General features: G+C 65.6%; 19 protein-coding genes, 1 pseudogene and 1 riboswitch. Of the genes and pseudogenes, 9 read left to right on the plus strand and 11 right to left on the minus strand.

What is annotated here, in order from left to right:
• Positions 1-218 (minus strand): transposase (locus F7R02_RS00005; RefSeq protein WP_151210031.1); only part of this gene is annotated, 218 nt, incomplete at its 3' end.
• A gap of 135 nt (positions 219-353) precedes the next feature.
• On the opposite strand from F7R02_RS00005, the gene F7R02_RS00010 reads away from it, so the two are divergent.
• Positions 354-1301: a Nudix family hydrolase gene (locus tag F7R02_RS00010; protein WP_078590087.1), complete on the plus strand. Its 948-nt coding sequence runs from the start codon at positions 354-356 to the stop codon at positions 1299-1301.
• Between the two features lie 112 nt (positions 1302-1413).
• Here the strand turns inward: F7R02_RS00010 and F7R02_RS00015 are convergent, their stop codons facing one another.
• From F7R02_RS00015 to F7R02_RS00025, 3 genes are read right to left on the minus strand one after another with little or no spacing between them, the layout of a single operon-like run.
• Positions 1414-2043, minus strand: coding sequence for a hypothetical protein (locus tag F7R02_RS00015; RefSeq protein ID WP_078590086.1), 630 nt, complete (start codon positions 2041-2043; stop codon positions 1414-1416).
• A 45-nt stretch (positions 2044-2088) separates the two neighbouring features.
• A complete protein-coding gene (gene metF, locus F7R02_RS00020; RefSeq protein WP_005910875.1) occupies positions 2089-2916 on the minus strand; it encodes a methylenetetrahydrofolate reductase [NAD(P)H] in 828 nt (275 codons plus the stop codon).
• Between the two features lie 39 nt (positions 2917-2955).
• Positions 2956-4338 (minus strand): glycoside hydrolase family 2 TIM barrel-domain containing protein, encoded by a 1383-nt coding sequence (locus tag F7R02_RS00025; protein ID WP_078590085.1) that lies wholly within the window; start codon positions 4336-4338, stop codon positions 2956-2958.
• A gap of 692 nt (positions 4339-5030) precedes the next feature.
• Here F7R02_RS00025 and F7R02_RS00035 point away from each other — a divergent pair.
• Complete coding sequence (locus F7R02_RS00035) at positions 5031-6008, plus strand: NAD(P)H-quinone oxidoreductase (RefSeq protein WP_078590084.1); 978 nt, start codon at positions 5031-5033, stop codon at positions 6006-6008.
• A 241-nt stretch (positions 6009-6249) separates the two neighbouring features.
• Positions 6250-8007: a S53 family peptidase gene (locus F7R02_RS00040; protein WP_078590083.1), complete on the plus strand. Its 1758-nt coding sequence runs from the start codon at positions 6250-6252 to the stop codon at positions 8005-8007.
• Positions 8008-8086: 79 nt separating this feature from the next.
• On the opposite strand, the pseudogene F7R02_RS26800 reads toward F7R02_RS00040, so the two are convergent.
• Both F7R02_RS26800 and F7R02_RS26805 read right to left on the minus strand, forming a co-directional pair.
• Positions 8087-8326, minus strand: a pseudogene (locus F7R02_RS26800) (VOC family protein); the annotation flags it as partial.
• Between the two features lie 3 nt (positions 8327-8329).
• A complete protein-coding gene (locus tag F7R02_RS26805; protein ID WP_078590082.1) occupies positions 8330-8758 on the minus strand; it encodes a VOC family protein in 429 nt (142 codons plus the stop codon).
• A gap of 363 nt (positions 8759-9121) precedes the next feature.
• On the opposite strand from F7R02_RS26805, the gene F7R02_RS00060 reads away from it, so the two are divergent.
• A complete protein-coding gene (locus F7R02_RS00060) occupies positions 9122-10057 on the plus strand; it encodes a Gfo/Idh/MocA family protein (RefSeq protein ID WP_005910858.1) in 936 nt (311 codons plus the stop codon).
• A gap of 404 nt (positions 10058-10461) precedes the next feature.
• Here F7R02_RS00060 and F7R02_RS00065 read toward each other — a convergent pair whose 3' ends face one another.
• Positions 10462-11832, minus strand: a complete 1371-nt coding sequence (locus F7R02_RS00065) for an alpha-amylase family protein (RefSeq protein WP_167520938.1) — start codon at positions 11830-11832, stop codon at positions 10462-10464.
• A gap of 716 nt (positions 11833-12548) precedes the next feature.
• Between F7R02_RS00065 and F7R02_RS00070 the strand changes: the two genes are divergently transcribed.
• Positions 12549-13094, plus strand: coding sequence for a DUF2058 domain-containing protein (locus tag F7R02_RS00070; protein ID WP_033483798.1), 546 nt, complete (start codon positions 12549-12551; stop codon positions 13092-13094).
• A gap of 239 nt (positions 13095-13333) precedes the next feature.
• A complete protein-coding gene (locus F7R02_RS00075) occupies positions 13334-13891 on the plus strand; it encodes a DUF3228 family protein (RefSeq protein WP_033483996.1) in 558 nt (185 codons plus the stop codon).
• Positions 13892-14059: 168 nt separating this feature from the next.
• Here F7R02_RS00075 and F7R02_RS00080 read toward each other — a convergent pair whose 3' ends face one another.
• From F7R02_RS00080 to F7R02_RS00090, 3 genes are read right to left on the minus strand one after another with little or no spacing between them, the layout of a single operon-like run.
• Entirely contained in the window at positions 14060-14764 is a 705-nt protein-coding gene (locus F7R02_RS00080; protein WP_078516935.1) for a sulfotransferase family protein, read from the minus strand.
• Positions 14761-15675, minus strand: coding sequence for a sulfotransferase domain-containing protein (locus tag F7R02_RS00085; protein ID WP_078590080.1), 915 nt, complete (start codon positions 15673-15675; stop codon positions 14761-14763). The genes F7R02_RS00080 and F7R02_RS00085 overlap by 4 nt, the downstream gene beginning before the upstream one ends.
• Positions 15672-17027, minus strand: coding sequence for a cytochrome P450 (locus F7R02_RS00090; RefSeq protein WP_078590089.1), 1356 nt, complete (start codon positions 17025-17027; stop codon positions 15672-15674). The genes F7R02_RS00085 and F7R02_RS00090 overlap by 4 nt, the downstream gene beginning before the upstream one ends.
• A 429-nt stretch (positions 17028-17456) precedes the next feature.
• Between F7R02_RS00090 and F7R02_RS00095 the strand changes: the two genes are divergently transcribed.
• The gene (locus F7R02_RS00095) at positions 17457-18218 is read left to right on the plus strand and encodes a class I SAM-dependent DNA methyltransferase (protein ID WP_005927547.1); all 762 of its coding nucleotides are present in this window, start codon (positions 17457-17459) and stop codon (positions 18216-18218) included.
• Between the two features lie 209 nt (positions 18219-18427).
• Here F7R02_RS00095 and ahcY read toward each other — a convergent pair whose 3' ends face one another.
• Entirely contained in the window at positions 18428-19870 is a 1443-nt protein-coding gene (gene ahcY / locus F7R02_RS00100) for an adenosylhomocysteinase (RefSeq protein ID WP_078586149.1), read from the minus strand.
• Between the two features lie 31 nt (positions 19871-19901).
• A riboswitch (S-adenosyl-L-homocysteine riboswitch) is annotated at positions 19902-20014 on the minus strand.
• 172 nt (positions 20015-20186) lie between these two features.
• Between ahcY and F7R02_RS00105 the strand changes: the two genes are divergently transcribed.
• Entirely contained in the window at positions 20187-22673 is a 2487-nt protein-coding gene (locus tag F7R02_RS00105) for a S9 family peptidase (protein ID WP_172397238.1), read from the plus strand.
• Positions 22674-22958: 285 nt separating this feature from the next.
• Entirely contained in the window at positions 22959-25673 is a 2715-nt protein-coding gene (gene ppc / locus F7R02_RS00110; protein WP_078516931.1) for a phosphoenolpyruvate carboxylase, read from the plus strand.
• The last annotated feature ends 106 nt before the right edge of the window (positions 25674-25779 follow it).

The following is a 25779-nucleotide window of genomic DNA, read 5'->3' on the forward strand; positions in this document are numbered from 1 at the left end:
TCGCTCAACGCATACCACTGCTGCAGCAGATGAATCCGCAACATCGTCGCCAGGGCGTACGGCTGCCGCCCTGGCCGCCCCGACACCGGATAGCGCGGCGCGATCAGCCCGAGCAGTTGCTGCCACGGAACCACCTGCTCCATCTCGGCCAGGAAGATCTCGCGCCGGGTCTGCTTGCGCTTGCCCAGGCCCTCAGCGTCACCGAACGTCAGCTGCATAGATGATCCTCTACATGATGAGGCGGGTAGTGTCGCGTATCTGTGGTGCGTTGTTCAGAGCTTCCTTAGCAAATCCCGAATCCCGCATCCCGGCCTGATTGCGCTGCACCGCTCACTCGCGGCACTCTTGCAGCCATGCCTGATTCTCTTCGATCCATTCACGTCGTTGCCGGCGTGATCACCGACCCCCGCGGGCGCATCCTGCTGACCCGCCGCACCGAAACCCGTGACATGCCTGGCCTGTGGGAATTTCCGGGCGGCAAGCGCGAGCCTGGCGAGACCTCCGAACAAGCGCTGGTGCGCGAGCTCAATGAAGAGCTCGGCATCGAGGCGCAGGTGGGCGATTGGGTGATGGATGTGCCACAGCTCTATCCGGACAAGCGGCTGCGCCTGGAGGTGCGTCATATCACGAGCTGGAAAGGCAGCCCGCGCGGCCGCGAAGGACAGGCCATGACCTGGGTGGCGGCAGACAAGCTGGCGCGTTATTCGATGCCGCCGGCCGACGTGCCGGTGGTGGGTGCGCTACGGCAGCCCGACCGTTACCTGATCACGCCCGACCCGGAGGACGACACGCGCTGGCTGGAGAGCCTGGAGCTTGCATTGCAGAACGGGATCACGCGGATCCAGCTGCGTGCGCGGCAGCTGGCGCCTGCGCGTTGGCAGGCGCTGTTGCAGCAGGTGATGCGCCTGCGTGGCCGCGCGCGTGCGCAACTGTTGCTCAATCGCGATATCGCACTGGCTGCGGACCTTGGTATCGGCGTGCATCTGGGATCGGAGCAGCTGGCCGGTTTGCAGGAACGCCCGCTGCCCGCAGAGCAACTCGTGGCCGCGTCGTGCCATGGCCTGGACGACTTGCGCAACGCCCAACGGATCGGCTGCGACTTCGCGGTGCTGGGCCCGGTGCAGGCGACCGCTTCGCATCCGGGCGCCACACCCATCGGCTGGGACGGTTTCGAGACCTTGCGCGAACAGGTCTCGCTGCCGATCTACGCGCTCGGCGGCATGCAGGTCGAAGATGTGCGTCAGGCGCGCTCGCATGGCGCGCAGGGCATCGCGGCGATCCGCGCGCTCTGGCCGCAATGAGCGCACCGCAGCGTCTGACGGCCGAACCGCCCGCACAATGCCCGCGATACCTGCCGCGGCGTGCAGCGATCCAGCGGTGATCCCGCGCAGCCCCGATGCCACGCATACGCCGCTAGAACGTCACCCAGAAGCAGTTGTATTGCCGGCGTAGTCGCAGCACGCTGCGCGCCGGCGTGCCACTGGCGAGGTTCTGTTCCAGCCGCAGTCCCCAGGGGCGCGGGCGGCTGGGCGGAGTAGGGAGCGGCGCATCGATGGCGCTGCCATCCAGCGACGGTGTGGGCGTGGTGGTGTCGGCGTCCCAGGTCGGGGTGTCGCTTTGCGGATACATCGGCACGATGTCCAGCAACGGGCGCTGCACGATGGCTTCCAGGCGGCTCAGCACCTGATTGGCGGCGGCATCGGATTGCCCGCTCCACAGATACAGGCTGGACAGGCGGTTGACGTCGCGGCTGTCGACCGCCAGTTGCAGCAACGACACCAGTTCGCTCAGCCGCCGCGGGCAACCGTAGCGATACAGGCCGGTATTGCCCTGCGGGCGGATGGCAGGCGGTGCGCGGCTGGCCGCGCCGACGTCTTCGCAGCGCCGGTCGGTGAACAGGGTTTGCCCGTCCGGCGCGACGCAGCGATGGATTTCCTGCGCCTGCGCGCGCGCGGCGGGACAGGCGCAGAGCAAGAACAACAGGGGCAGAAGGCGATGCATCGGCGCAGCGTAGCCGGGCGCGTGTGAGCTGGCGACATACATGCGCCCGGGTGTGCAAGAGCGAGGACTGGAATGCGAAGCAGGTGCTCAGCGTCCGAGCAGCTGCAACACCTGCGTGGTCGGCTTGGCCAGATTGAGGGTGTAGAAGTGCAATGCCGGCGCGCCGCCTGCGATCAGGCGCTCGCACAAGGCCGCCACGACCTCTGCGCCGAAGGCGCGCACCGCGTCGGCGTCGTCGCCGTAGGACTGCATCTTCTTGCCGATCCAGCGTGGAATCTCTGCGCCGCACTGCTCGGAAAACCGCCGCAGCTGCGAGAAATTGGAGATCGGCATGATGCCGGGAATGATCGGTATCTCCACGCCCATCCGCTGCACTGCGTCGCGGAAATGAAAGTAGGCATCGGCGTTGTAGAAATACTGGGTGATGGCCGCATCGGCGCCGGCATCGACCTTGGCCTTGAAATAGCGCAGGTCGCTGAGCGCGTCGGCCGCCTGCGGATGGGTTTCCGGATAGGCGCCGACCTCGATCCGGAATGCGTCGCCGTGTTCGGCGCGGATGAAGGCGATCAGGTCCGAGGCGTAACGCAGGTCGCCCGGATGGCCCATGCCCGAGGGCAGGTCGCCACGCAGCGCGACGATGCGGGTGCAGCCGATGGCGCGATACAGCTTGAGCAGCTCGCGGATCTCCTGCCGGCTGCCGCCGACGCAGGACAGATGCGGCGCCGCTTCGAAGCCATGCTTCTGCTTGAGGTGGCGCACCGTTTCGGAGGTGTAGCTGAGCGTGGAGCCGCCGGCGCCGAAGGTGCACGACACGTACTCCGGCGCGTAGCCCTTCAACCTGGCTGCAGTGCGGTCCAGTTGCGCGCGCTGATCATCGGTCTTGGGCGGATAGAACTCGAAACTGAGATGCGTCATCGCGGCGGTTCCGGCGGATCGTCTGGAGATAATATCGCTTCATCGCGATGAATGCATATCGTGCTGCGACGGTTCCGGCGCGCCTTGTCGCGGGGCGGGCGAGGGCGGCAGCACGCGGAAAGGCAGGTTGGCATAGCCGGCGCGGCCGGCGTCATCGCGGACTTCCACAAACAAACGGTAGTTGCCCGGCGGTGGCGCGATCAAACGCACCTCCTCGCCCGAACCGCGTGCGCCGCTGCGGTCGCCGGCCACGCGGTTCGGCGCAATGGCGGCATCGACCAGCGGTGGCAGCGTCTCGGGATCGCCACCGATGCTGCGCGCGGTGCTTTCGGTGCGCACATGCCAGTCGTAGCGCAGTACGGATGCGCCGCTGGCACGAATGCGTGCGGTCACGGTCTGGCCCGGGCGAAGGCGCACGCTGTCGGTGGCGCGTTGGCCAGCCAGCGTGAGTGCCGACACCGCCGGCGCACGGCTGGCCGGCCACTGGCCGGTCCACAGCAGTTGCAATGTGTCCACGCTGGGCGTGGCTTCACCCGAAGGCAGGAACAAGCCATACCAGGTGGGCGTGCGCTCCTGCTTGTCGCCCCACAGGAACACGAACGAGCCCAGCCCCTGTCGGGTATCGCTGGCGATGTAGCTGCGGTAGCGCTGTTCCAGCAAGAGCGCCTTGCGCGTGCTGTCGTCTTCGATCGGTGCGCCCCAGCGAGTGGTCGGCGATTCCCAATGCCCGGTGGGGCCCCACTCGGTGACCACGTAAGGACCGCGCCACCCGCTCTCGTGCAGCTTCTGCGGCAGCGCTGCGATATCGCCGTAAAGCTGCACGGCGATCAGGTCCAGTGCCGGCGCGCGCGTCTTGAGTTGGTCGATCAGCTGCTTGTCGAAACCGGCCAGCGTGGTGGTGACCGGATGATCCGGGTCGATGGCATGGATCGCCTCGGCGATCTCGCCGACCGCGTTCCAGACCTTGGGATTGGTGTAATCCAGATTGAGTTCGTTACCGACCACCCACATCAGCACCGCCGGATGCGCCGCCGATTGCCGTACCTGCGCGAGGACGCGCTGCAGTTGCTGTTTTACGGCCGCTGCATCGTCGTAATCGAAGCCATGTCGCTGGTTGCCGAGCTCGATGCCGACCGCCACTTTCAGGCCGTTGCGTTGTGCGCGATCGAGCAGGGCGCGCTGGCGTTGCGGGTCTGGATCCACGCGCCAGGTGCGCAATGCATTGCCGCCGCGTGCGGCCAGCGTTTCCGTGCTGCCATTGCCCAGGCCGGCACCCTTGATCACGAAGGGAGCGCCATCCACCAATAAGCGGTAGCCGTCTGCTTCCTGCGCAATGCGCACCTGCGCCGCGCTTACCTGCGTGCTCGCGGACAGTGCAAGCACGCAGAGGGCGATGACGCGCGCGTTCCATGGCAGTTGCATGGCGACTCCTGGTGGTTAACAAGACACCAGCATAGGCTTGGACACCGAAGTGCGGGCGGCCGCGCAGCATCTGCCTGGTTGGGGTTGCTTGCGGGCAATCGCATCCGGTTCTGGGGGTTTCTGTGCTGCCATCGCGCGCTTGCGTGCTTGAACCTGCGGCGCATTCGGCGAGCGCAAGCATTTCGCTTCATTTAGTCGCAATGCGACATGCAACAAGAGGCGGTGGGCTTGGCGCCGGCTCGGGGGCGCGTTGGCGCACAGCGTCGACGACCGTGTGCCTGCATTGGCCGAGCAATCCAGGGTGGATGGCGCCACGCTGCTGAGCGATGTTGCCGCATGGCGGTTACCCCGTCTCAGGCCTGTCGTCGAACCCGGCCAACCACTGCGTGCGATGTGGTGTTGGCGGCTGTCGATTCGACGAAGACAGGGTGGACGGCATCTGCATTGCGAGTGCATGGCCTGACTGCAGCCGCCCGATTGTGCGCGTTGATCCTTGCGATGCTGTCGACGATGACCGCTTGTCCAGTGCGCACGGTCTCTGAACACGACGGAGCACCACGACGTTGTCGACGACCCACCATCGCTGGCTTGCTGCTGCTGCGGCAATGCCTGCTTGAAACCGTGGGGTGCATCTGCGCCAGGCGTTGACGTCTGCACGCCTACACTGGGCGCACTTTCCATGGAGCGCCTTCATGAGCGATACCACGATGACCGCCATCGCCATCCGCGACGGCAAGGGCGACGCCGACGCGCTGTACGCCACCGAGCAACCGCGCCCGCGTCCTGCGCCGGGGCAGGTGCTGATCCGCGTGCATGCTGCCGGCATCAATCGCCCCGATCTGCTGCAACGCGCCGGGCACTATCCGCCGCCGCCTGGCGCGCCGGAAACACTGGGGCTGGAAATCGCCGGCGAAATCGTCGAGCCGGCCGGTCGCTGGCAGGTGGGCGACCGCGTGTGCGCACTGCTGGGTGGCGGCGGTTACGCGCAATACGCCGCCGTCGATGCGCGTCACGTCCTGCCGATCCCTGCCGGCATGGATCTGGTGCACGCGGCGGCGTTGCCGGAAACCATCTTCACTGCCTACGCCAATCTGTTCGAACACGGTCGGCTCGCGGCGGGCCAATGGCTGCTGTTGCATGGTGCGACCTCGGGCATCGGCGTCACGGCGATCCAGATGGCCAAGGCAGCGGGCGCGCACGTGCTGGCCACCGCGCGCTCGGCCAGCAAGGCGGCACAGGCACGCGAGTTGGGCGCCGATGTGGCGATCGATTCCACCACTGCGTCGTTTGTCGAGGTGGCCAAGGCGCATGGCGGTGTGGACGTTGCGCTCGACATGGTGGGCGCTGCGGTATTCGCCGACACCCTGGAAGCGCTCAACCCGCACGGACGCATCGTCTACATCGCCTCGCAGGCCGGCGCCACCATCAAGGTGCCGATCCCGGTGCTGATGCGCAAGCAGGCGGTCATCACCGGCTCGACGCTACGCCCACGCAGTGCAGACGAAAAAGCCCGGCTGGCCGCGGAAGTGGAACGCGTGGTGTGGCCCTGGATCGAGCAGGGCAAGCTGCGCGTGCTGCTCGACAAGCGCTTCCCGCTGTGCGAAGCGGCTGCGGCACATCGTTACCTGGAGCAGGGCAGTCACCTGGGCAAGGTGGTGCTGGAGATGTAGAACGAGCCACTCGCCGCATCACCAAGATCGGCGCCAGCGGCTGCAGGGGCCGTGCGCCCGGCGATCGACAAGTGCCGGGCGCACCACCGCCCAACCGCATAGCTACCTCGGCACGAGGTTCGCCTGTCAGTTCGCGGCCGCATCGTTTTACGCACACAGAGTTCGCACTGTCGCGTCTGAAACCACTGCCGCCTCGTGAGAATCCGCAGCCCGTTAACTCACGATCAATGGCGGCAAACGAATGGTGACGCGCTCTTTCTCTCACGCTGTCCTGGCTTGCGCCGTTGCGCTGGGTATGATCGGTATCGCGCCGGCAGCCGAACAGGCACCTGCGCAACTGGCCGGCGGTGGCGCGCTGGCGCCGCAACGCATCCTGCAGGTGGGATTGGTGCTCAAGCCACAGGTGGCCATGCGCCAGCAACATGCGGCGGTGGAGCAGTGGTTGATGCGCGATGGCGGCGATCCGCTGTTGCGCGGTCAACTGGCCCGCGCATCGGCTGCTTCCACCAGCCAGATCGCACAGGTCAAGGCCTATCTGAGCCGGTATGGCATCACCGATGTGCGCCCGGCCACCGATGGACGCTTGCTGCAAGTCCGTGCGACAGCGGCGGCATTGCAGGCCGCCCTTGGCACCCCGCTGCGTGTAGTGAGTGCCGATGGCCGCGTCGGCATTGCCGCCGCGCAGGGCGCGGTCGCAGTGCCGGCAGGCTTGCAGGCAGTGGTGCAAGGCGTGGTTGGCCTGGACGGTACCGCCGGCGCAAAAGTCGCGCCGCACGGGGCGCCGCTGAGCGCCGCGCGCACATCGTTATCGAACAGTAGCGCCGTGGTGGCCGCCAATAGCGGCGGCGCAGAAGTCGTGCGCCACAGCATCGAAGAGCTCAATAGCGCCTACGGCGCCGATACGCTGGCGCCGGCCAGCGATATCGTCGGCGCGGTCATTGCCGCCGGCAATCTGGAACATACCCTCGTGCGTCTGCAGAGCTTCCAGGCCCTGCACGGCCTGCACACCCCGGTCACGGTGGTGACGGTGGGCGAACCCGGTGCACCGGGCTATCAGTCCAACACTGCCAGCAAGGATTCCGAAGTCGAGTGGGACATGGATACCCAGTTGCTGGTCGGCAGCGCCGGCGGGTTGAAGCGCCTGATCATCTACAACATCCCGGATTTTTCCTGGAACAGCATGATCGATGGCATGGCGCGCGCGGCCGACGACAACCTGGCCCGCGTGGTCAGCATGTCGATCTATGGGCAGGAAATCCAGGTCGACGACGCGGTCTTCCAGGCCATGGACGCCAGCCTGACCAAGGCGGTGCGCCAGGGGCAGAACTTCGTGATCTGCAGCGGCGACGATGGCGTCTACCTGCCGCTGAGCGCACGCGCCAACGCGCCTTATTACGACACGCTGGCGGGGCGCCCGGACCTGCGCCAGGTCGGTTGGCCGGCCTCGCACCGCTACGCGATCGCGGTGGGCGCCACCGAGTTGCTGACCCAGGGCGGCAACCCCGGCAGCTACGCCTCCGAGCGCGTCTGGAATGCCGGTGTCGGCCGCCAACTCAGCCAGGGCGGCGTGAGCAAGATTGCCTATGCGCCGCAGTGGCAGCGCACCCTGCTGCCGGGGCAGACGGCCTCCGGCTACCGCGCTGTACCCGATGTCAGCTTCAATGGCTCGTTCTACAGCAGTGCGCAGATCCGCGGCACCGATGCGCAGGGTAACGAGGCTGCCTGGTATGTGTGGGGGACCAGTGCCGCCACCCCGACCTTCGCCGGCTATATCGCTCGGCTGTTGCAGTCGCATCCCAATCTGGGCTTCGTCGCGCCGCAGATCTATCAGTACGCGAGCCAGCGCCACGATGCGCAGCGCGCCCATGACGTCGTGGTCGGCAGCAATGGCCTGTATCGCGATGGATACAATGCGAGCTACGGTTGGGACTTCGCGTCGGGCTGGGGCAGCATGAACATCGGCGACTTCGACCGTTTCCTGACGCAGGCATCGCCATGACCTTCATTGCGCGGTGAGCGTGCCGCGCGTGCGGGCCTCCAACCACCGCCATGCCGGTCTTGGGTCACGATGCTGACGCTTAGCGTGGCGGCTTGCGGGCGACCACCGCTTCGATGTGGTGCCTGTCGGGGTCGATGACGAACGCGGCGTACTAATCGTCGCCATCGTCCGGTCGCAAGCCTGGTTCGCCATTGCAACAGCCGCCGTGCTGTAGCGCAGCGCGATGGAAGGCGTCCACCGCTGACGCATCGGTGGCTGCAAATGCCAGGTGACAGCCGGCCCCCGGAGCGCAGCGTGCGGCCTGACGTTGCTGTAGAGCGTGTTATGTCCGTTGAGATGAGATGCGTTGGCCGTCAGCGGTGCGGAGCGGGTGCTGCGTGGCGCCGGCGTGGCTGGCGCCAAGGCAAGCCGCGTGGCGCGTGCTCCGTGCCGCTGACGGCCAACCCTCCGGGAAGTGCCCTGTGGCGCGCCGAGACCGCGTTGCGCGCCTTGCCCAGGCGGCCAGCATGGGCAAGGCGCACGCCTTGTCTCGACGCGCCACAGGACGCTTCGCACTCACCTCAACGGACATGACACGCTCTAACGCCAGGCAGTCTTCGCCGCCGGGCCTGCCGTAGCCGACCGCCTGGTCGCGCGTGCCCGGCTCCAGATCCGACCACACCCGCACATCGCCAAGCGCGCCCAGCGCCGCGTCGTAAAAGGTGGCGGAGGCGTCGATCGCACGAACGCCCAGCGAAACGTGATGCAACATCGGTGCAGCCTGCAAGGGCGACGGCACATCGGCGTGTCGGTGGCGACGCCGGTCTGTATGCGGGCCGGCGTCAATCGCGTGTCGGTGGCGTGGTGGTCAAGCGTCGCTACGTGTCGCTGCCGTGCCCAGTGCGCCTGCGGCCCTCCACGCCCATTCGTGGTGCAAGCAGGCCGGCCCGTACGCCACGACCAGCGCGCAGGTATAGCAAAACAAGCAGGAGCGATGTCTCGCGGTGGGTCGCGCCCTGACCTTACACTGCGCCGTCGCGGGCTCCCCGCATCGTGCCCCTGCAGCGTTGCCCAAGCTGTGTGCGTGAGCAGGTGCTTGCGCCGCTTGCCGCCTCCTACCAGCACGAAGGTTTCGATGAAGCATCCAGACGCATTGCGTATTGCCCTTGTCGGGATCGGCAAGATCGCCCGCGACCAGCACGTGCCGACCATCGCGGCGCGCGACGATGTGCAGCTGGTGGCCACCGTAAGCCGGCATGGCACGGTCGACGGCGTGCCCGCCTATCACACCCTGGAAGACGCCTTTGCCGCGCAGCCGCAGATCGAGGCGGTGGCCTTGTGCACGCCACCGGTCGGACGGCACGCATTGGCGCAGGCCGCGTTGGCAGCTGGCCGCCACGTGTTTCTGGAAAAGCCGCCGGCCGCCACGCTCGCCGAAATTCATGACCTGCAAGACGTGGCGCAGCGTGCACAACGCACCCTGTTCACCAGCTGGCATTCGCGCTGCGCCGCCGGTGTCGAGCCTGCCCGTGCATGGCTGGCCGACAAGCAACTCGTGCGTGCGCATATCACCTGGAAGGAAGACATTCGCCATTGGCATCCGGGCCAGGACTGGATTCTGGAACCCGGCGGCATGGGTGTGTTCGACCCCGGCATCAATGCGCTCTCTATCGCGACCCATCTGCTGCCGCGCAGCTTGGCGCTGCGCGATGCCGAACTGCACACTCCGGAGAACCGTCAGGCGCCGCTGTATGCCAGGCTCGCGTTCGTCGACACCGCAGGACTCCCGGTAACGGCCGAATTCGATTTCCTGCAGACCGGGCACCAGCGCTGGGATATCGAAGTGGAAACCACCGCGGGCATGCTGATGCTCAGCGAAGGCGGAGCCAAGTTGCGCATCGAGGGGCAACTGCAGGCGCTGCCAGCGTCCAGCGAATACGACGGCTTGTACGGGCGCTTCGTGCAGCTGGTGCGCGCGGGCCAATCGGAAGTGGATATTGCACCGTTCGTGCACGTGGCAGATGCGTTCATGCTCGGCGCACGCCAGGTCACCGCACCGTTCGCCTGGTAGGTCGGTCAATCCGCTTGGCCAACGGTGAACGCCGCTGGTCAACGCCGGCAGTCCTGCGGCCGTACGCTATCTGCAGAAGTTGGGTTCGGCGCGCACCAGTCGTGCGCCGCTGCCAGCGTCGTTCGCCCACCGCAGTGCGCGGTGCCGCACAAAACGCGCCGGCTGCAACGCGTGGAGCGGTCCATCGATGCGAATGCGCATGTGCGCTGCACCCAACGGCATCCTGGCGCAGTCGATCGGCGCGAGCCCGTAGAAACAACCAGGCCCCGACGCCGGTTCGCGTCGGGGCCTGGCCTTGATCGTGGTGCAGCGTCGTCGTGCGAAGTCGCAAGGCACGCCGCAGTCGCCGTTTCAAGCGACGATAACACTGCAACGTAGTGTCATCGCCATATTGTGGTGGCCGCTCAGCGGCGCCACATGCGCGCCCCGCGCGCCGGCAGCGTAAAGGTGTAGGAACTACTGGAAATGCGCACTACGTTGCCCGAGCCCAAGGCATCCACGTAATCGGCATTCCAGTACAATACGCTGTTGTTCATTCCCACCGTGGTGGTGACCGGGTTGCCGCACTTGTTGATGCCCACGATGCCCAGGCTGCCGCGACGGAACAGGATGTGGCAGGAGCTGGACGACAAGACCTGCATGTCGGTGCCCTGCACGCCATTATGGAAGCCGATCATGCGGCGCAGATCGTCGCGTAGATAAGCGTTGACCCAGCGATTGTCGCCGCTTTCGTTGTTGTCGGTATAAAGCATCGGCATGCCGCCGTTGCGACCGATCAGGTACGCGTAGGCCAGCGTTTCATCCACCGGGTCGAGAATCGCATAGCGGAATCCGGCGTTGTTGGGAATGTCGTGGGTCACTGCAAAGGTCACGGCGCGATTGCCCGGCAATGCCTGTCCGGACGCGGCGGGATCCACCAGCTGCTGCATGCTGGCGCCAATGGCGAACGCGTTGCGCACCGCATTGAACAGCGGAAAGTCGTAGGCTGCATGCGGCGTGGATTGCAGGTACGGCGCCAGGAACTGGTCGTAATCGCCATTGCCCGTACCGCCGCCGGTGATCACTTCGCCGAAGACATACACACCCGATCGGATGCCGGCATCGAAGACGCGATTGAGATGGTCGAACGTCATGTGCTTGGCCGCATCCACCCGGAAGCCGGTCACGCCCATGCTCTTGAGCGCCTGCAGATAGGCGCGCTGCTGCTGTACCACCCAGTCGTTGCCCAGCAAATCCGGCAGGCCTGGATCGCTGCCGCCGCCGCAGATACGGTAATTGCGCACCTGGTAAGCGTCGTTGTAGTTGCTGATGCACTGCGCCGGGCCGAAATCGCTGGCGCTGAGGAAGTTTGACTGCAGCGTGCCGAACAAGCGCAGCGAATCGTAACGGCCGGGGTTTGCCGCGTACTGCGACAGGACCGCGCCGCCTGGGTAATTGAGGTCCGAGCGTGTGGCCGCTTCGTTGGCCATGTGGTTGAACACGATGTCGGCATAGGTTTCCACACCGTTGCTGGCCAGCGCCTGGACCATCTTCTTGAATGCAACGGTGTCGCCGAGCGGATTGTCGATCAGGCGGATGTCCTGGGGTTGATAGCGCACCCACCAGGCACTTCCTTCGGAGCGGTACGCGGGGGCGACCAATACCTTGCGATAGCCGGCATCGGCAATCTGCTTGGCGCGCGCTTCCACGGTGGCATACGGCCAGTTGAAGGCGTGCAGGATGACATCGGCCTGCGCGTTGGCGGTGGTCACCAGCAGGACCAATGCAGTCAGCAAGAGACGGACACCGCGTTGTATCAGTGAGGGTGGAGCATGAGCAGGCGTGTTGCGCATCGGATCGATCTCCAGTGGTAAGCGCAGGCCGACGCGCAGTGCACGATGCCCGCATCAAGGCTTCCGGCCCCTGTTCCGGAAAGCGCGCGCACGGTGTGCAGCGCGCAGTGATGCTAAGCGTGCATCGCGGCGCAGCATGGGTGTTGTGCATACGTATTCACTGCAGATGGCTGGCAAACTGGGCGCGGGGTTCGGCGCCAACGGCGCGATTGGTCGCAAAAATCAGTGAGCCAGGCGGCCGTTGCAATCTCGCCTGCACCTGCCTTGTTGAATCAAGGCTTGGCGATAGGCAAAGCTCATCGTTAGCATGCGGCGCATGCAACGTGGCCGGCGCATCTGGCCAGAACGTCTCTGTTGACATAGATCAGCTGCTTCGTGTTGTTTACTGCCGGCACCGTGCACGTCACCTTCGCATGCCGCGCTGCCCTCGTGCGGCAAAGCCAAGGTGCCGATGCGCGGCTTGCACGCTGCATCCGCATCGCGCCGAGCAGCAATAGCTTGCCGCAGCGGCGATATGCCCGAACGCGCGGATGGCTGCGTCTGGCAGCGGCACGGCCGCAATCCGGACCACCGGCATTGCCAACGGCCCGGCCCGGCTACGACGATGGGGTGGCGCTGGCCGCGTTAAACTAGGCGCCAGTCCACTGCCCAGCCTCCCGATGCGCAATCCATTGCAAGAACAGCTGCTCAAGGCCGGCCTGGTGAAAAAAGCCCAGGTGGACAAGGTTGCGCGCGAACAGGTCAAACAGCGCCATGCCAAGGGCGCGGCGGTGCAGCCGGCGGCGTCGGACAAGGTCGATGCGGCGCGCCTGCAGGCCGAGCGTGCCGAGCGCGATCGTGCGCTGGCCGAAGAGCGCAACGTGCAGGTGCGCCGGCAGGAAGTGCTCGCGCAGGTGCGGCAGATCGTGGAGACCAACAAGGTCAAGCGCGAAGGCGAGATCGACTACCGCTTCAACGACGGCAGCGTGATCCGCAGCGTGCTGGTGAACACGGTGCTGCGCAGCCAGTTGGCCAACGGCGCGCTGGTGATCGTGCGCTACGGTGATGGTTTTGAGCTGATTCCGCGCGCGGCCGCCGACAAGGTTTACAGCCGCGATGCCGATGCCGTGGTGCTGGACCACGGACGCAACAGCGCGCCGGCCGCGCCCGATAGCGATGACGACTACTACAGCCAGTTCAAGGTGCCGGACGATTTGATCTGGTAGCGCTGGCGAACCCCCGCATTGGGTGGTTGCCAGACGGATCCAGCTCCACCGCGTGCGCCACACCGCTGCGTGATGCGTACCTGCATGGTGTCGGTGGGTGTTTGGTGACTGCCCGAAACCAGGCTGAGTAGGTGCGCGCGCCAGTCCGATCGCCGCGCGGTCGGCTGATGGTGATTCAACGTAGTCGTGCGGACGCCTGCGCGCTACCCTGGCGCTCTTTGTCGCCGCACAGTCTGCTCATGTCGATCGTCTTGACCCCGTTCGCCCGCACCCGCCTGTTTCCGCGCGATGGGCGTCGCAATGCCATCCAGGACTGCACGCCGGAGCAGTTCATCCAGCGGCTCAACGACGCTGCGCCGCTACGCGTGATCGAGGGCTATGCGCCGTTTTGCCAATTGCATGTGCACCGCAACTGGACTTCGACCCGCTGCCTCACTATTCCCATCACCGATGACAACCGGCACCTGCTGCGTTCCGGCTACGAGGCGCGCAGCACGCAGGAATTGGCCGTGCTGGTGCGTTGGTTCGAAGGTGTCGAGCCAACGGTGGCCGCCTATCTGCTGCCCATCCTCTACAGCCGCGAGCAGTTGGCCAAGGAAGGCACGCCCATCGAGGCTGACTGGGGTGTGGTCGGTTGTCTCTACACCGCAGAGCCGGACGAAATTCCGATGGCACCGATCACCATGTTGCGCAATGCCTTGGGTGTGGAAGAGGGTGGCTCGGGCACGCCGCTGGACCGCGATGCCTATCGGCGTAGCGTGGCGTTCTGGGAAGCGAATGCGAACTGGCGGCCGTGACGCGTTTGGCGACGCTGCAATGGCAGATCGCCACAGGCCACCCGTGTGATTCACGACCAGTCGCATGCCTCCAGCGCATTTTCCGGAGACGTGATGCGTATCGTCCGCTCGCTGTTTGCGGCGTGGACGCGGCGTTCGGCGTTGCATGATCCACGCACCCCAAAGCGGTTATGTGCCTGTCGGGGGCAGGAAGGCCTCTTCGGTGAGCCGTTCCAGGTAGTCGCGCATGCAGTGTTCGATCAGTGCCGGTTCCGTCGGCAGCCGACGCGCCGGTGCGCCGCCCACACCACGCGCATGGACGCGCGGATAGGGGAGCGCCGGCACTGGCAGCTCCAGGAATGCGCACAGACGTGCCCAGTGCGATTCGGCGTCGGCATCGAGCACCAAGAGGCGCGGCGCCGGTACACGCGCGATCACGGATTGGTTCCAGCGGCGGAAGTAGTCGGTCATGAAAGCGCGATCACCGACATTTCCCTCCAGATCGCGACGCAAGAAGCGGCTCACGCGTTGACCCTGAGCACCAAACAGCGACGGCACGCTGCTGTCGCCGGAGAAGATCGTCGCGCTGACGGAATCGAACCACGCGTCCGGATCGCGCACGGTCAGGATCACCTTGGCGTGCGGGAAGTGCGCGGACAATTCCTCCCAGAAACGGCAGCCGGGGTAGTCGGTCGTCGCCGCATAGCCAGCGAACAGTGCGTCCCAATCCGGGTGCCCGTCGATCGCCGCCTCCCAGCGTGGCAAGTCGTGACGCAGATTCGCTGCCAATTCCATCGCGTGGTAGCAGCGGCCCACACCGAGCCGCTCAAGCGCCAACTTCAGGGACAGGGTGCCAGTGCGGCCCAGACCGGCGCCAATGAGTTGGAGACTCATGCCGGTCGCGCCTGGCCGTGGGCCATCCACTGTGCTGCGTCTACGCCAAGTTCCGCATGTGCGCGTTGCACATATGCATGATTGAGTGCATCCGGCAGGGCAGTGCGCCAGCGGCCACTGCGGCCCTGGTTGAAGAATGCTTTGCCGCCTTCGCGCCATAGTCCGGACCCCTGCGGCACGTAGCGCGTTGCATGCTGTCGCATGTAGTCGAAGCGGCAGTGCGCCACGATCGTGTCCCATTTGCCGGGCGGAATCGGGATGTGGAGAAAGGCGGCGATGCGGTGGATTTGGCCGGGCAGGTCGTCGAGCAAGTCGTTGTAGTGAAGTTGCAGCACGTTCGCATCCGCGCGCCGTTCCCACCACGAACGGACGCCTTCCCATAACGGCCAGAAGGGCGCCCCGTCCTGTTCCAGCCACTGCGCCACATAGGCATCGCGCGTCAGGCGCGGCGGTGGCAGCACGCGCAGCTTGCCGGGTTCGGCAGTGCCAGCGTCCAGACCTATCTGCGCATCCTGGCGCAACGCGCATTGATGGTCATACAGGCTCAGTGCAATGTCGCGTCCATCGCGGCCAATGTACAGATACTTGACGAGTGCGCTGGTGACCAGTGCATCGGCTGGCAAGTGTGTCTTCATGAAGCGTCGATGGCTCTGCGCGTCCAGCAGCGCGAGCTTGGTGGCCTTATCCGGATAGACGCCGTCGACCCAAGGAGAAATGGCCGAGACGTCGATCTCCGCTTCGCCGCGGAAGAGCAGTTGCGCCACGATCTGCTGCAGCCAGGTCGTGCCGGCCTTGGCGTAACTGGCGATCACGATATCTCCTTCGCGCAGGGCCAGATCGTTCCACACGCTGGAGTCGAAGAATCGGTTTGGATATTCCCTGATTTTTTCGCGAACGTGCGGATGATTCATGTGATGGTGCCCAAGCGAGATGCGATGTCGGATCGTGGGCGCAGTGCGATGCGCACATCCAGTGGCCTCAGCACGAGCGCGGGGAACGGCGTGGGGCGAGCGTCGGCAGCCAGATGCAAGCTGCGCTCACGCAACACGGTGGCGATGACCGCGGTCATCTGGGTGAGGGCCAGCATGCTGCCGATGCAACTGCGTGGGCCGCCACCGAATGGGAAGTAGCTGTAGCGCGTCAGCGTGTGGGTGGCGGTCTCGTCCAGCCAGCGTGCGGGCAGGAAAGCCTCGGGCTCGGGAAAATGCCGTTCGTCGCGGTGCACGACCCATGGGCTGATCAGCAGTTGGGTGCCGCGGGGGACATGGAAGCCGTTCAAGGTGGTGTCGCGTTGCGCGATCCGCGCGGTCATCCAGGCCGGCGGATACAGGCGCATCGCCTCTTTCACGCAGGCCCGTGCGTGCGGCAAGCGGTCGAGCAACCCGGTGCCGGCTGCGGCGTCAGCATCGTCCAGTCCGGCTGCTTCCTGCGCCACTCGCTGCGCCACGTGCGGATGCTGCGCCAGCAGCAGCAAGGTCCAGGTCAGTGCTGCCGCCATTGGTTCCAGTGCGGACATCAGCATCGCTGCCGCTTCGTCGCAGCACCAGTCGCTGCCGCCTCGCGTAGCGTCGGCCATTAGGAGCGCTAGGACCGATGCTGCATGCGAGGGCTGCTGCGTACTGCGCGCCAAAATGCGTTCCAGCGCCATGTTGAGATCCGCGCGTGCGCGGCGCAGGCGATACCGGTGCGCCGATGGCCACCACGTCGGCGCAAGGGATTGATGGCGCGTCTGCTGCAAGATCGCATCGACCATCGGCAGCATGCGCAGCAGGTCCAGTGCATGGGCCAGATTCCCGAGCAGAAAGCCGGCGGCCAATTGCGCGCATAGTGCAGTCATCAGCGTGCGCATGTCCTGTTCAGCGATGGACTCGCCCTGTTCGCGTAGAAGCGACAGGGTGACAGCCGCTGCCTGTGCTGCGGAGTCGCGCACCAGGGCTGCACGAAACGCAGGCTGCAGCGTCTGCCGCTTGTGCCGCCAGGCTGCGCCAGTGCTATTCATCAACGAAGCGGGAAACGCCGCGCGCCGCGCGCTCGGGTCAGTATCGGTCTTGCCGTAGAGTGTTCCGTCATCACCCAGCACCGTAGCGATCATGGCCGGTGCGGCGAGCAGATACGTGCGTTTTGCGACCCTGACCACATCGCCGTGCATGCGCACGCACGATTGCAGGAATGCCAAGGGATTTTCAGAGAACTGCCGCCGGTTGCCGAATGCCCAGTGTCCAACCGGGCCAGGGGGGATAGCTTGCCTGCAACCTGAATTCATGCGCATTTGGGTGTGGCCGACGAAGACGCAGGCGGTGCATTATGGAGGCGGAGCGGACCGGCGATGCCAAGCTGTCACGGAAGGAGGTCTCGCCTCCCGTGACAGCGTGAAGGGTTAATAGGTGTAGATGTAACCGAGCTTGCGGCCAACGATGGTCTGGATCCAACGCCGCAGAGCATGAAAAAGACGTGTCATAACGATCTCCTTAAAGGCCGAGGTCATCGGCATGCTGATTTGTGAAGAATGTGTTCGAGGACGAAGGTTGTCTAAACACACCTCAATAGACCAGGTATGACCTGTATTGAGCAAACCCGGTTACGCAAACCTGTAGCGGCATACGTAGTACTTCGAGTCATTGTCTCCACCGCGAACATTCCAGCTTCGTCGCCGCGTACTATGGCCAAACCGTTTTGAACACGAGCGCGCAGTATGTCCGGCAATTCTCAATACGATCGGATGGCTGCGTTCTACGACAGCTTCCATGATCGTTGGCCGACACAGGCACTGCAGCGCTGCGTGCAAACCCTGGCCGACTTCGCCGGTGGCCGTGCATCGCTGGAGTTGGGCATTGGCAGCGGGCGCATTGCACTGCCGTTGGCCCAATGCGGCGTGCCAGTGACCGGCATCGATAATGCGCGCGCAATGCTCGATGCATTGCGCGCCAAACCCGGTAGCGATCAGCTTCAACTGATCTGCGCTGATTTTGCCGACCTGCCGTTGAGCGGGCCGTTTGGTCTGATCTACGCGGTGAATGCGTTTGGCTACCTGCTCACTCAGGCCGAGCAGTTGCGCTGCGTCATCAATGCCGCGCAGTGCCTGGCGCCCAATGGCATGCTGGTGATCCAGACCGCGGTGCCCGGTGCCGAAGTGTTCGACGGCAGCGGAAAGATAAGCCAGGTGCTCGACATGCCGGAGACGCAGAGCGAGGGCGCCGCCGTCATGTTGGTGTGCTCGCAACCCGATCCGGTGAAACAGCGAATCGATCAACGGGTGGTCGTTCTGAGCGAGGACGGCACGCGCATCTTTTCCGAGCGTCGACGTTACGTTTGGCCGTCGGAACTGGACCTCATGGCGCAGATCGCCGGTTTGCGACTGCACGCGCGATGGGGCGGTTGGGGCCGCGAGCCGTATGACGCGCGCAGCCGCATCCAGATCTCGGTGTACGTGCTGGCTGATACCGTCATGGAGTGAGGCCCTGGTGCGGTTTCAAGGTGGGTGGGGTGCACGGCGGCTGGTCCGGCAGGCGGATGGTTATGCTGGCTCCCGGTAGTGAGGTGGAGGCCAACGTTGCGCAGATGTGGGACAGCATCGTGGTCAGGCGGAGTTCCCGCTGATCGCAAACAAAAACGGGCGCCTTGCGGCGCCCGTTTTTGTTTGCATGGCGATGGTTTGCCGATGGATCAATAGCGGTAATGATCCGGCTTGTACGGGCCAGCCACGTCCACGCCGAGGTAGTCGGCCTGGTCCTTGGTGAGGGTGGTCAGCTTCACGCCGATCTTTTCCAGGTGCAGACGCGCAACTTCTTCATCAAGGTGCTTGGGCAGGATGTAGACCTTCTTCTCGTAGGTGTCGCGCTTTTCCCAGAGGTCGATCTGGGCCAGGGTCTGGTTGGCGAACGAGTTGGACATCACGAAGCTCGGGTGGCCGGTGGCGCAGCCCAGGTTCACCAGGCGGCCGTCGGCCAGCAGGAAGATCGCGTTGCCGTTGGGGAACACGTACTTGTCCACCTGCGGCTTGATGTTGATCTTCTGCATGTCCTTCAGCGCCTTGAGCGCATCGACCTGGATCTCGTTGTCGAAGTGGCCGATGTTGCAGACGATGGCCTGGTCCTTCATCGCCTGCAGGTGCTCGACGGTGATGATGTCCTTGTTGCCGGTGGTGGTGACGTAGATGTCGGCACGGCCCAGGGTGGATTCGATGGTGTTGACTTCGAAACCTTCCATCGACGCCTGCAATGCGCAGATCGGGTCGATTTCAGTGACGATCACGCGGGCGCCATAGGCGCGCAGCGAGGCAGCGCTGCCCTTGCCGACATCGCCGTAGCCGCAGACCACGGCGACCTTGCCGGCCAGCATCACGTCCATTGCGCGCTTGAGGCCATCGGCCAGCGACTCGCGGCAGCCGTAGAGGTTGTCGAACTTGCTCTTGGTGACCGAGTCGTTGACGTTGATGGCCGGGATCAGCAGCTTGCCGGCTTCGGCGATCTGATACAGGCGGTGCACGCCGGTGGTGGTCTCTTCGGAGACGCCCTTCCAGTCCTTGACCACGCGACCCCAGTAGCCCGGGCGCTCGACGGCGACACGCTTGAGCAACGCCTTGATGACGCCCTCTTCGTGCGAGGAGGCTGGCTCGTCCACCCAGGTGCTGCCGTTTTCGAGCTCGTAGCCCTTGTGGATCAGCAGGGTGACGTCGCCGCCGTCGTCCACCACCAGCTCCGGGCCGGTGAGGGTGCCGTCGGGCAGGGTGAAGGTCAGCGCGTCCAGGGTGCAGTCCCAATACTCTTCCAGCGTCTCGCCCTTCCAGGCGAACACGGGGGTGCCGGTCGCGGCGATCGCCGCGGCGGCGTGGTCCTGGGTGGAGAAGATGTTGCACGAGGCCCAGCGCACATCGGCGCCGATGTCCTTGAGCGTTTCGATCAGCACGGCGGTCTGGATGGTCATGTGCAGCGAGCCGGTGATGCGCACGTCCTTCAGCGGCTTGGTCTGCGCGTGCTTGCGGCGGATCGACATCAGGCCCGGCATTTCGTGCTCGGCGATGTCCAGCTCCTTGCGGCCCCAATCGGCCAGGGAGATGTCGGCAATCTTGTAGTCGGTGTGCGGGGTGATCTTTGTGACAGCGTTCATGCAATGGCTCCGGTAGGCAAACGAATGTCTGCAATGCCGGGCGCCGTTGAACGGTAACTGCTGGTCGAGCCTGGCCGTGTACCTGCACCTGTGGTGCAGTGAGCGGATCAGTCCGCCCTACCGGTCGCAGCGCCCCTCGACGAGAGGGCCCGATTATATCGGCACCACCCCCGTGCGGCATGAATTGCAGCCGACCCCTACCAACGGCAGGGGAGCGGCCGACAGGCGGCTGCTATGGTCCGGAGTCGATCATCAGCGGGGACGGACAATGCGGGCGAAACGGCATGCGCAAGGCTGGCGGCAGCACACATGGGCGTTGGCAGGGGCGCTGGCATTGAGCGCACCGATGATGGCCGGGGCGGCTAGCCCGGCAGCGACCAAGGTGGCAGTCGTGCAACCAGGCCCTGCGCCAGGCAGCGGTTATCAACTTCCCTCCAAGGCGCTGCAGGCGGTGGTGGACGCCCCGCGCGCGCCGCTGCTGCAGCTCTCGCCCAGGCGCGATCTGGCCGCGATGCTGCAACTGCCGGCACTGCCGGACATCGCCGAGGTGGCCCAGCCGGAGCTGAAGCTGGCCGGCCTGCGCATCCATCCGAAGACCTTCGCGGCCAGCCGCTTTTCGTTCGCCAGCAAGCTGTGGCTGCTGTCGGTGGCCGACGGCAGCGAGCGGCAGATCGCCGGGTTGCCCTCGCCGTTGTCGCTGGCCGATTTGAGCTGGTCGCCCGACCAACGCCATCTGGCGTTCCGCCGCGAAGACGCCGCCAGCGGCGCCAACGAACTGTGGCTGGTAGACGTGGCGACCGGGCAGGCGCGGCGTCTGGTGGCCGGCTTGAACACCAGCGTCAACGACGACTTGCGTTGGTTGCCCGATGGCAGCGGTTTGCTGCTGCAGCAGCAAGTCGCCGGGCAGGGCGCGCCACCGACCCGCGATGCGACGCCGACCGGGCCGGCTACCCAGCAGACCAGTGCGGCCGCCGGGGTGCGCTCGCTGCCCACCTACCAGGACCTGCTGCGCAACGAGGCCGATGCGCGCGTGTTCGAGTATTACGCCACCGGCCAGCCGATCATCGTCACCGTGGCCGGGCAGGTACGTCCGATCGCCACGCCGGGCATCTATCTCAACCTGTCGGTGTCGCCGGATGGCCGTTACATCCTGAGCGAACGCAGCGAGCGGCCGTTCTCGTATCTGGTGCCGGTAGACAACTTCGCGCGCCGCATCGAGGTGCTGGACCTGCAGGGCAAACTGGTGCGCCAGATCGCGCAGCTGCCGTTGGTGGAAGGCTTGCCGACCGGTAACGACGCGGTGCCGACCGGGGTGCGCGACATCGCCTGGCGGCACGATGCGCCGGCCACGCTGGTGTGGGCCGAAGCGCAGGACGGTGGCGACCCGGCACGCGAGAGCAAGGTCCGCGATGCGGTGCGGATGCAGGCCGCGCCGTTCAACCGCGCACCGGTGACGCTGGCGCAGTTGGGCAGCCGGTTCGAAGGCATCCAATGGGGCCGCGGCGATCTGGCGATCTTGAGCGAAAGCTGGTGGAAGACCCGCCGCACCAAGCAATGGCGCATCGCACCGGATCAACCGCAACGCGCGCCCGAACTGCTGTGGGACCGCTCCTCGCAGGACCGCTACAAGGACCCGGGCACGCCGGCGACGGTGGCCGACGGCAACGGCCGCCCGCTGCTGCAGACCAGCAGCGATGGCAACAGCCTGTTCCTGTTTGGCAAGGGCGCTTCGCCGGAAGGCGACCGCCCGTTCGTGGATCGATTCGATCTGCGCAGCAAGCAGGCCACGCGGCTGTTCCACTCGCAGGCGCCGACCTATTCGGCACCGCTGGCCTTGTTGGACGCGCAGGCCACGCAACTGCTGCTCAGCCGCGAATCGCCGGAGGAACCGGCCAACTATGTCGTGCAATCGCTGGGCGATGGCGCCGCCGCCGCGCGCGCGTTGACGCACTTCGCACACCCGCTGCCGCAATTGCGCGGCGTGCAGAAGGAGCAGATCCGCTACAAGCGTGCCGACGGCGTGGAGCTCACCGCCACACTCTTGCTGCCACCTGGTTACGACCCCAAGCGCAATGGACCACGGCCGTTGCTGATGTGGGCCTACCCGGGCGAATTCAAAAGCGCCGACACCGCCAGCCAGGTCACCGACTCGCCGTACCGTTTCAACGCGATCAGTTACTGGGGGCCGCAGGCGTTTCTGGCGATCGGCTATGTGGTGCTCAACAACCCGAGCATGCCGATCGTGGGCGAAGGCGATGCAGAACCCAACGACACCTATTTGCCGCAGCTGATCGCCGATGCGCAGGCGGCCGTGGACGAAGTGGTGCGGCGCGGCGTCACCGACCGCGAGCACATCGCCATCGGCGGGCATTCCTACGGTGCCTTCATGACCGCCAACCTGCTCGCGCACACGCGCCTGTTCAAAGCCGGCATCGCACGCAGCGGCGCCTACAACCGCACGCTCACCCCGTTCGGTTTCCAGGCCGAAGAGCGCAATTACTGGCAGGCGCAATCGGTGTACCAGGCGATGTCGCCATTCAATTACGCCGACAAGATCAAGGACCCGCTGCTGCTGATCCACGGCCAGGACGACAACAATACCGGCACCTTCCCGATCCAGAGCGAGCGCATGTTCGCTGCGATCAAGGGACTGGGTGGCACTGCGCGCCTGGTCCTGTTGCCCAACGAATCGCATGCGTACCGCGCGCGGCAATCAATCATGCAGATGCTGGCCGAAAGCGAGCAGTGGTTGAAGACCAATGTCGGCGATCCCGCGCAGGCGGAAGTGCCGTCCAAGCGTTGATCGTCGTCGCACGCAATGCGGTGCGAACGCAACGCGGATCGTCGCACCGCACGTAGGAGCGCACCCGGGCGCGATGTGGCTTTACCGGTAAAGCCTGGTCGCGCCCGGGTGCGCTCCTACGCATTGCCTGCCGGTGCCGGGTGACGGATTCCAGTGGCGCGCACGAACGTGGGCGGCACTTGGTGCAGGATGGTTCGGTCTGAAACCGTCCTGCGCGTCGCGATCATCTAATCCTTTTGGGTTAGTCTTCGACGACTTTGCGCTTGAAGAGGGTGTGCGTTTCCGATGAACGAGTACCGCAGCAGTCTTGTGTTCGCGACCCCCGATCTTCCCTTGCGCGACGATGTGCGTCGGCTCGGCGCGCTGGTGGGTGATCTGCTCGCCGAGCAGGTCTCTGCGGAATTCCTCGATGAAATCGAACGCGTGCGCACCACCGCCATCTCGCGGCGCGAAAGCGATGCCCCACCGTCCACGCTGAGCGAACAACTCGCCGGTCGGCAGCCGCGTGACGCCGAAGCGCTGGTCCGGGCATTCAGTACCTATTTCCAGGTGGTCAATATCGCCGAGCGCGTGCACCGCATCCGCCGCCGTCGCGAATATCAGCGCAGCGGCACCGACACGCCGCAGCCCGATGGCCTGCATGACGCATTGCGCCGGCTCAAGGCGCAGGGCGTGACCCTGGACGAACTCAGCCAATGGTTGCCGCGCATCGACGTGGAGCCGGTGTTCACCGCGCATCCCACCGAGGCGGTACGGCGCGCGCTGCTGGAAAAAGAGCAGCTGATGGTCGCCAGCCTGGTCGACAACCTGGACGGCATGCGCACGCCCAACGAGCGTGCCAGCGATGCCGCGCGCTTCCGCATGGCCTTGACCGCGTCGTGGCAGACCGCCGATTCCTCGCCGGTGCGCCCCACCGTGGACGACGAGCGCGAGCATGTGGGCTTCTACCTCACCCAGGTGCTCTACCGCGTCATCCCGGTGATGTACGAAACGCTCGAACACGCCATCGAAGAAACCTACGGCAGCGTGCCGGCATTGCCGCGTCTGCTGCGCTTCGGCACCTGGGTGGGCGGCGACATGGACGGCAATCCCAACGTGGATGCCAAGACCATCGCCGGGACGCTGGACGCGCAGCGGCGCGCGGTGCTGGACCGTTATCAAAAAGAACTCTGGCAGTTGGCCAGCCTGCTCAGCCAATCGACCACGCTGGTACAGGTGAGCGGCGAACTCACCGCGCAGCTGGAACGCTACCGCGTGCTGCTCCCCGACGCCGCCGCGCGTTCGCGCCCGCGCCATGGCGACATGCCGTACCGCCTGCTCAACGACCTGATGCGCGCGCGCCTGCAGGCCACCCTGGACGATGCCGATGGCGCCTATGCCGCTCCATCGGAGCTCGAACACGATCTGCAGCTGATCCTGGACAGCCTGCAGGCCAACAAGGGCCTGCATGCCGGTTGGTTCGCGGTACGGCGCCTGTTGTGGCGCGTGCGCAGCTTCGGTTTCCATCTGGCGCGGCTGGACGTGCGCCAGGAATCGAGCGTGCATGCGCGCGCAGTGGCCGATGCCCTGGGCCAGACCGACTGGGACGCACAGGACGCCACCCAGCGCGCCGCCGTGCTCGGCCCGTATGCCGCAGGGCAAGACCCCTTGCCGCGCGTGGACGATGAAGGCAATGCACGGTTGGATGCGGTATTCGCCGCGCTTGCCGATGCACGTACCCGCCACGGCGCCGATGCATTGGGCAGCTACATCATCTCGATGGCGCATAACCGCGCCGACGTGTTGACTGTGCTGGCACTGGCGCGGCGTGGCGGCCTGGTCGACGACGCCGGCGCTGTGCCGCTGGATATCGTGCCGCTGTTCGAAACCGTGGACGATCTGCGCGGCGGTACCGGCACCGTGCAGGACCTGCTGGCCGACCCGGTCTATCGCCAGCATCTGGCCGCACGCGGCGATACCCAGATGGTGATGCTGGGCTATTCGGACAGCGGCAAGGACGGCGGCATCGCCGCCTCGCGCTGGGGCCTGCAACGCGCGCAGGTCGAGCTGCTGGAAGCGGCCGCCGAGTTGGGCGTGCGGCTGACCTTCTTCCACGGCCGAGGCGGCTCGATCGCGCGCGGCGGCGGCAAGACCAGCCGCGCGCTGGATGCCGCACCGCGCGGCAGCGTGGATGGGCGCCTGCGCGTTACCGAGCAGGGCGAGGTGATCCACCGCAAATATGGCATCCGCGCATTGGCGTTGCGCTCGCTGGAGCAGATGACCGGCGCGGTGCTGCTCTCGAGCCTGCGCCCGCGTGCGCCCGAGCCGCGCGAGGCGCGTTGGCGCCCGGTGATGGATCTGGTGGCCGAACGCAGCACGGTCGCGTATCGCGCCTTCGTCGGCGCGCCGGAGTTCATGCAGTACTTCCGCCTGGCCACGCCGATCGATGTGATCGAACGCATGACGCTGGGTTCGCGCCCGTCGCGGCGGCTGGGCCAGGACGCGGCGCTGTCCAACCTGCGTGCGATACCGTGGGTGTTTGCGTGGAGCCAGGCGCGTGCGGTGATTCCCGGCTGGTACGGCGTGGGCAGCGGCCTGCAGGCGGCGGTGGATGCCGGGCATGAAGAGACCTTGCGCGAAATGGCGCAGGACTGGCCGTTCTTCCGCACCTTTCTGGACGACATCGCCATGGTGTTGTCCAAGGGCGATCTGAACATCGCCGAGTTGTTCTCGCGCTTGTCCGGCGACCTGCACACGCGGTTTTTCCCGCTGATTCGCGACGAACTGGCATTGACCAAGGGCTGGGTGAAGGCGCTGCTGCAACAACAGTCGCTGTTGCAGCACGACCCGCGGCTGGCGTTGTCGATCCGTCTGCGCAATCCCTACATCGACCCGATCAGCGTGCTGCAGGTGGATCTGCTGCAACGCTGGCGCGCCACCGATGGCGAAGACGAAGCGCTGCTGCGTGCGCTGGTGGCCTGCGTCAATGGCGTCTCGCAAGGCGTGCAGAACACCGGCTGATCGCATGGCCGGCTGCAGTGACGGGCAGGGGACAAATCCACCGCAAGCCAACGGCAACCACGCCGTTGGTCGGAGAGCGCGCGCAAACGGCAAGCGGACTCTGGTG

Source organism: Xanthomonas cissicola, from assembly GCF_008801575.1.
GTDB classification, from domain to species: domain Bacteria; phylum Pseudomonadota; class Gammaproteobacteria; order Xanthomonadales; family Xanthomonadaceae; genus Xanthomonas; species Xanthomonas cissicola.